Genomic DNA, 6,908 nt, shown 5'->3' with positions numbered 1-6,908 from the left:
TGAACCGCCGTATACGGATCCGTACGTACGGTGGTGTGAGAGGTCGGTAATTAATTTACCTCCTACTCGATCAGCAGATAAAACATTTTTCAACCGGAAGCGTCAAAAGAACAACAGCCTATTTAACATCAACAGTATCCTTTTCTTTAAAAATAAAATCACGCTGAATCTGATAGCTGATAATAAATAACGTGAAATCAACAATCATCTTAGCAATTGTCGGCACGATTTGACTAGAACTATTAGGCAACAGCCAAGTAACAAAATTAGTCAAATAACCAGAGGCAAGCATTTGAACGATGAACAGTGTTCCGTACTTGATCATAGTCTGATGGCCAGCGTGGTTAAATACCAGATGATGGTTGATCAAATAGTTGGCGACTGAGGACAAGACACGTGAAACGACGGTAGCGATTAAGATACTATTAAGAACGTGATTGCCGATTACGGAAATTACGATTGAGAACAGTGTAATATCAATGAAGAATGATACTAGACCACTAGCCGCAAATTTTAAGAACCGTGAATAAATTGCAATTGAATCGCGTATTACACGGAAGTGTGAGGATTTATTGCCATCCAAATAAATAGTAGGGATAGGTTGTTCGATCACTTCAACGTTGAACTTATGAGCTTCAAGTAACATATCGAATTCAAACTCAAAGCGTTCACCAGGAAACTTGAGAGATTCCTTTACATAATCAACGGGAATTATTCTAAGGCCTGTTTGAGTATCAGATATATTTTGATGAGTAAGTAGTTTTACCAGTCTGCTTGTCAAAATATTGCCGAAACTACTTCTGAGCGGGATGTCTTCAGTAAACTTCCGAACTCCTAGAACTAATTTATCCGGTTCTTGATCGAATCTCTGAATACAATGTTCGAGTGCATCCACAGTATGCTGACCGTCGGAATCCATGGTTGCAATGCCAGTTACATTTGGAAGATTTTCCAGAATATACTTGAAGCCTGTTTTAAGTGCAGCGCCTTTTCCACGATTGATGCCATGATGCAGGATTATCATGTTAGGCAGCCTAAGTTCGTCTAATTGTCTGAAGATAGGTTGATGCTCGTCATCGCTTCCATCATCAACAAGCACAATATTGGTTCTTTCATCCTCATAGAGCTTTGATGTAGTGAGATTGTTGATTAAATCTATTAGTTTATTATCCGGATTAAGTGCCGGAATTAATACTCCAATTGTTGCCATACATAATTCCCCCTCGAATATGTAGTGTTAAGCTGTTGGCTGAATGTTTTTTACACGAATTAATTTATTTTTTGTTATTTTGAAAATACCGGTTTTGAGATGTTGATGGTAGACCTTTTCTGTCATTACCGTGAAGGTTCGGTGCCATTCAGGGATAACCACGTACTTGTATCCTTGCAAGGCAGCCTTGAATTCGGGCTTAGTCATAGTGAAGTTTTCCTGACCGACGACTTTGTCTGAGAAGAAATAATATCGACCAACATATCCGGTGTAATAGTCGTCAACATCGACAGGGTGTGGATCTACTAGCAGAATCTTCGTATGGTTCATTTTGGTAGTTTGGGCCGCCATATGCTCCATTTGAAATGGTAATTGTTCTTTCCCAAGAGTGTTGTTATATTCAATACCATTAATTTCGGAGAACATAAGTATCACTGAAAAGATCATTAGTACCAAAGCTGAGATTTGATACATATTCTTAGAAATAATTGAATGAAATGATCGCAGCGAACGTTTCTGAATGACTTGCTCAGAATACGCTCGATCAATTGCTACGACTAGCGACATCGTACCTAATAATAAGTTCAGAATTACCATACTTGATAAGTAACGTTCTGAGCCATCCAGTTTGATAGCTTCGGCGTATGGCATTGAAACAATATACATTGCGAAGACACTGATATAGTATGCAACAAAACTCAAGTCTATTGCCATTAGTGTAGCAAATAAATTACTTTTTTTATTTAATATTAATTGAATAATTATCCAAGATATTAAAAGTCCAATATTTATGAGTAAGACACCTTTGGTTGAAAGAGAATTAAGACTAAGGATTTGATCCAAGAATTTGTTTCCAATTTTCATTATTACAGTTGAACTTTCACTTGAGAGCTGACTCTTGTACGCTTGAGTACTTATTTGGTGTTTTGAGACAGCACTGAAAGTTGCTTTGACATGTTTTCCCCACCAAAAGAACGGGGCATATCCCATCAACATGGTGAAAGCCGTTAAAGAAATACTCTTACCAAAACGTTTTAACTTGCCACCATGAGTGTTCTTCATCAAGATGTACCACAGATAGCAACCAATCATCACAACATACATAGTTCCCGAATTCTTGATCAGCATTAATTCAGCACTGAATATGAACGCAAAGAAGCAGGCTATTTTGTATTGATGCCGATATGCATATATTCCTGCAAATGCAGCTGCAGTTATAACTGGCAGGACATAATCCACCAGCAAATTATTCATACGAATTGCAATGTTAAAAACATTGGTGATCGAAATAACGAAGCAAAGAATAAAGGCATTCATTGCACGTGTACGATCACGTAAGACAGCGAAAATAGCATAGAAACTAGCCCATATCAGCATGAATTGTGCAACTAGCATATTGCCATCGCTGAACCCGACCCATTTGACATATTCAGTAATGAACAATGCAGTTGCGGGTGGGTAGGATGTGAATGATATCAGTGAATCTGCGGCTGTTGGCAAGTGTCCTTCATATAGTAGGAATTTAACGATAACAGCCCAATGAGAGTAATTATCATAGTGAAGTAATGTGCTCTCGTAGAGCGTATGACCGAGGATTATTCCAATTATTATCATCCAGATATCGAAGTAATGCATACCCTCTAATTTTGTCTTTCCAACATGGAAGAAGGCAAAAAATATTCTAACTACTTCGATTATGCACCCCAAAACAATAACGGCGATAAGCCCGAAGCGTAGGAACCCCAACATCGCAAATACATATAAAAGTAAGGTCTCGATAATCATGGCAGATATCCATGTCATATGTTTGGTGATACCGAACTCACGAAGAAGACCTGCATAACCCAGTAGGGCCATGGCAAAAATTAAAAAACCAATAATTGACAATTTAGGTTACTCGCAATCTTAAGAGTTGTTTCGGAATGCACTGATAAATATGCGTTCGATATTCTTCATGTGCATAACGAAGTTTAAATGTAGTTCATCCAATGGTGTGATCCAGTTATCCTGTGCTTTTGGTAGTAGCGTGTTGTCACCATCGTGAATCAATTCTAAGTAATGATTTTGACCAGCGTCTTCTTTGATTTTGATTGTAACAGCGTACCAAACGGGTTCTTGATTGATAACACGAACAACACGACTGGTAAAATCAAACGGCGTGTCATCATGATATAGAATCCCATTAAAATCTTGATTCTCTTCCAAATGTATCTTTGGATCATTGAATTCAAATGAAAATCCACCTTCGGAGACATCTCGGGTTTTGAAATCAGCCCATTCATCAGTTCCAGGAATTTGAACTTTACCTGGAATTTGACGCGCAAAACGTTCACTTTTGCGATAGATATTTCGTTTCATAGACACAAACATACAAAAGCTTAAGTTGATAAAGTGGGTGACTAGCCAAAAGGTTATAACACTACCAACGATAATTTCCGAACCCCATTTGCCGTAATTAAACTTGATAATGGCATAGAGAGTTGACGACCATAAGAACAGATACGGTAGTATATACAGTCTATCTTTGAACGAGAAAGTTACATTTTTCTCAGTTACTTTGAATTTCTTGGCTCTGATACCGATGGTTTCTAGTAATACAGGGATGAACAGATATGGTGCAAAGAATGTTTCTTGGATTTCTCCCCAACGCTCATTTCTGATTTTGCTGGAAGCATCACCAAGTACGTAATGTAACAAGAAGTAACCGGGTGCCCAAATTATCATTAGAATCCAGAAGTTAGCATTAACGACTTGGATTCTGAAAATTGCGTACAGTAGTGGCGCAATAATATAAATTAGTCGACGAGTAAAAGTCCACCAATATAGATAAGTGTTGATTAGAATTATTCGGTTGGTCATTGAGAGATGCGGATTAGTGAAAATATGCAGGTTACGACAACTTTGGACAACTCCACGTGCCCAACGAGTTCTCTGCTTAATAACACCTTTGATATCAATTGGTGTGATGCCGCTTGATACCGGTTGAGTTGTAGCAAGACTGATATATCCTTCCATATTTATCTCAGTACCTAGTTCGAAGTCTTCGGTAATAGTATCAGTTGGAAATTCGCCAACTTCATCGACGGCTTTTCTTAAGAAGACGGCGTTAGAACCTGTGAATAGGGCGGTTTCGTTGTATCCGTTTAATACGTTAACGTCACGTGAAAAGAAATCTTGTTCATTAGCAACGTAGTTCTCAGCAAAAAGGTTGAATTGGAAAATATCGGCATTATAAAAACTCTGAGGTGTCTGAACGAATCCCAATGGTTTGGTGTGATCAGGATCTTCTTTTAGGTCAGCGAAGTTCTTAGTGAAGAAGGGAACACTGTTAGTTAGGAAGTTTGAGAATGGAATCATATCGGTGTCGAATATAGCGAATAGTGGTGAATGTAATTGTTCCAAAGCATGGTTAATATTGCCGGCTTTGGCTTTTTTGTTGTCTTCCATTTTGACGTAGCCAACGTGATATTCAGCTGCTAGTTTTTCTACTTCCGGTCGACAACCATCATCACAGATAACAATATGGACTTTGTTTTTGTCGGGATATTTCATAAAGGTAGTGGCGTTGACTGTTTTGCGTAATAGAGATACATCTTCGTTGTGAGTGACGATCAATACATCAATGTCAGGTACCGGTTGGGTCAGGTCGAACTTGGGTATTTCAAGGTTCCGCCCCTTTTTTGCTTCCAGTAGTCTGAAGATGATCAAGACGTAGGCAGTGAAGTTAGAGACAAGTTCGCTTCCTACAAGTAGTAGGGCAAAAATAAGCGTAAAAATATGAGCATGCCAAGGAATAGTAAATAAAACACGCCACAACAAATAAACCACTGATAAGACGATGGCGAGAACATAAATAAATCCTTTTTTCCTTGAGATACCCATTGACGATAATTCCCCTGACTAATGAATTATTAATATACTTATATATAGATAATACATCTAAAATTTTACGTGTGTGAATTAATAACGCATACATAAGACCTGCTTATTGAAATATTTTTTACATAAATTGATTTGTTCGTGATTAGGGGATGTACTCAGAAACTTTCTGATTAAACAGATATAGTTCAAAGTTCAGATATTTTCAGAAATGAAGAATATATATGAGATTAAATTCTGAAATAATCGTTTATTTGTTGAAAATGTACAGTAAAACACGAACTATAATTAAAATTATTAAAAAAATGTTTCTATTTGTATTGAAAAAACATTCCATCTTTGCAATACTATATAAGTTCGTGAAAAAAGTATTGATTAGGGGCGTTTATATTGGAATCATTAAACGATGGAAAGAATCTAAGTTTTTTAGAACGTTTATTTCATCTCAAAGAAGCTAACACTAATGTTAGACGTGAGATTTTAGCTGGATTAACAACTTTTGTATCTATGGCATACATTTTATTCGTTAATCCACAAGTATTAGGGGATTCAGGAATGGACAAGGGCTCATTGTTCACAGCGACAGCACTGACTGCGGTTGTTGGATCAGTATTAATGGGTATCTTGGCTAATTATCCGATTGCTATTGCACCAGGACTTGGTGACAATGCATTTTTCAGTTATTCAGTTGTTATTGCGATGGGTATTCCATGGAAAACAGCTATGGCAGGTGTCTTCATTGCCAGTATTATTTTCTTAATTGTTTCATTATTGAAGTTGCGTGAATTAGTAATCAATTCTATTCCACAAGATTTGAAGCTGGCCGTCTCCGCTGGACTGGGGTTGTTTATTGCCTTTGTTGGACTACAAGGTGGGGGACTTATTCAAGCAAGTAAGTCATCATTAGTTGAGATTGGTTCGTTCACAACGCCAACTACTTTGTTGACGATTGCTGGATTGATCGTTACTGCCGGACTTATGTGTAAAAAGGTTCCTGGTGCTATCTTTATAGGTATGGTGTTCACAACTATCGCTGGATTAGTAACGAAACTAATTCCGATGCCAAGTCACATCATCTCAGGAATTCCAAGTTTGAAGCCAACATTTGGTGTTGGTGTTACACATATAGGTGATATTATTAATCAACCGCAAATGTGGGCAGTTGTTATTATCTTCCTATTGGTAGCATTCTTCGATACAGCTGGTACATTGATTGGACTAGCTGAACAAGCAAGTATCATGGAAGATGGTAAGATGCCAAGAATCGGACGCGCCTTGATGGCTGATTCGATCTCAATGGTCAGTGGCGCTATCTTTGGTACTACACCTCCAACAGCTTATGTTGAATCAAGTGCCGGTATTGCAGTCGGTGGTAGAACAGGATTAACATCAGTTGTCGTTGGATTTTTCTTTGCTATTTCAATGTTCTTCTCACCATTATTGACAGTTGTTACATCAAACGTTACTGCGCCGGTTCTAATTATCGTTGGTGCCTTGATGGCTCAATCAATGAAAGGGATTCATTGGGAGAAGTTCGAGATTGCATTACCAGCCTTCTTAACCGTTCTAGCAATGCCACTTACTTATAACATTACTTACGGTATTGCCTTTGGATTTCTCGCATATCCATTGACAATGATCGCCGCAGGTAGAAGAAAAGAAGTTAATGGTATTATGTATGGTTTGTTCTTTGTCTTCCTATTGTTGTTGTATATTATTAATGTTTTGCCACACAGCTAGATTGGGATTTATTTCTTAATTAACGGTCAATTAAATAATGTAAAATAAAAATGGTTTTCCTTTTTAATTAAGGAAAACC

The 6,908-nt window shown here is 37.6% G+C and carries 4 protein-coding genes; 1 reads left to right on the top strand and 3 read right to left on the bottom strand.

Going from position 1 to position 6,908, the window contains the following annotated elements; genetic code table 11:
• Positions 1 to 118: 118 nt before the first annotated feature.
• From EKM66_RS11385 to EKM66_RS11375, 3 genes are read right to left on the bottom strand one after another with little or no spacing between them, the layout of a single operon-like run.
• Positions 119 to 1,210 (bottom strand): bifunctional glycosyltransferase family 2/GtrA family protein, encoded by a 1,092-nt coding sequence (locus tag EKM66_RS11385; protein ID WP_125764718.1) that lies wholly within the window; start codon positions 1,208 to 1,210, stop codon positions 119 to 121.
• A gap of 27 nt (positions 1,211 to 1,237) precedes the next feature.
• A complete protein-coding gene (locus EKM66_RS11380) occupies positions 1,238 to 3,097 on the bottom strand; it encodes an ABC transporter permease (RefSeq protein ID WP_125764716.1) in 1,860 nt (619 codons plus the stop codon).
• Positions 3,098 to 3,115: 18 nt separating this feature from the next.
• Positions 3,116 to 5,092, bottom strand: coding sequence for a glycosyltransferase family 2 protein (locus EKM66_RS11375; protein WP_125764714.1), 1,977 nt, complete (start codon positions 5,090 to 5,092; stop codon positions 3,116 to 3,118).
• A 387-nt stretch (positions 5,093 to 5,479) separates the two neighbouring features.
• Between EKM66_RS11375 and EKM66_RS11370 the strand changes: the two genes are divergently transcribed.
• The gene (locus EKM66_RS11370) at positions 5,480 to 6,829 is read left to right on the top strand and encodes an NCS2 family permease (RefSeq protein WP_125764712.1); all 1,350 of its coding nucleotides are present in this window, start codon (positions 5,480 to 5,482) and stop codon (positions 6,827 to 6,829) included.
• Positions 6,830 to 6,908 lie beyond the last annotated feature (79 nt).

Origin of the sequence: Companilactobacillus hulinensis (assembly GCF_003946555.1) — a bacterium.
Classification (GTDB): Bacteria; Bacillota; Bacilli; order Lactobacillales; family Lactobacillaceae; genus Companilactobacillus; species Companilactobacillus hulinensis.
Note: the sequence above shows the minus strand (reverse complement) of the source record. Positions and strands in the feature narration are given on the sequence as shown.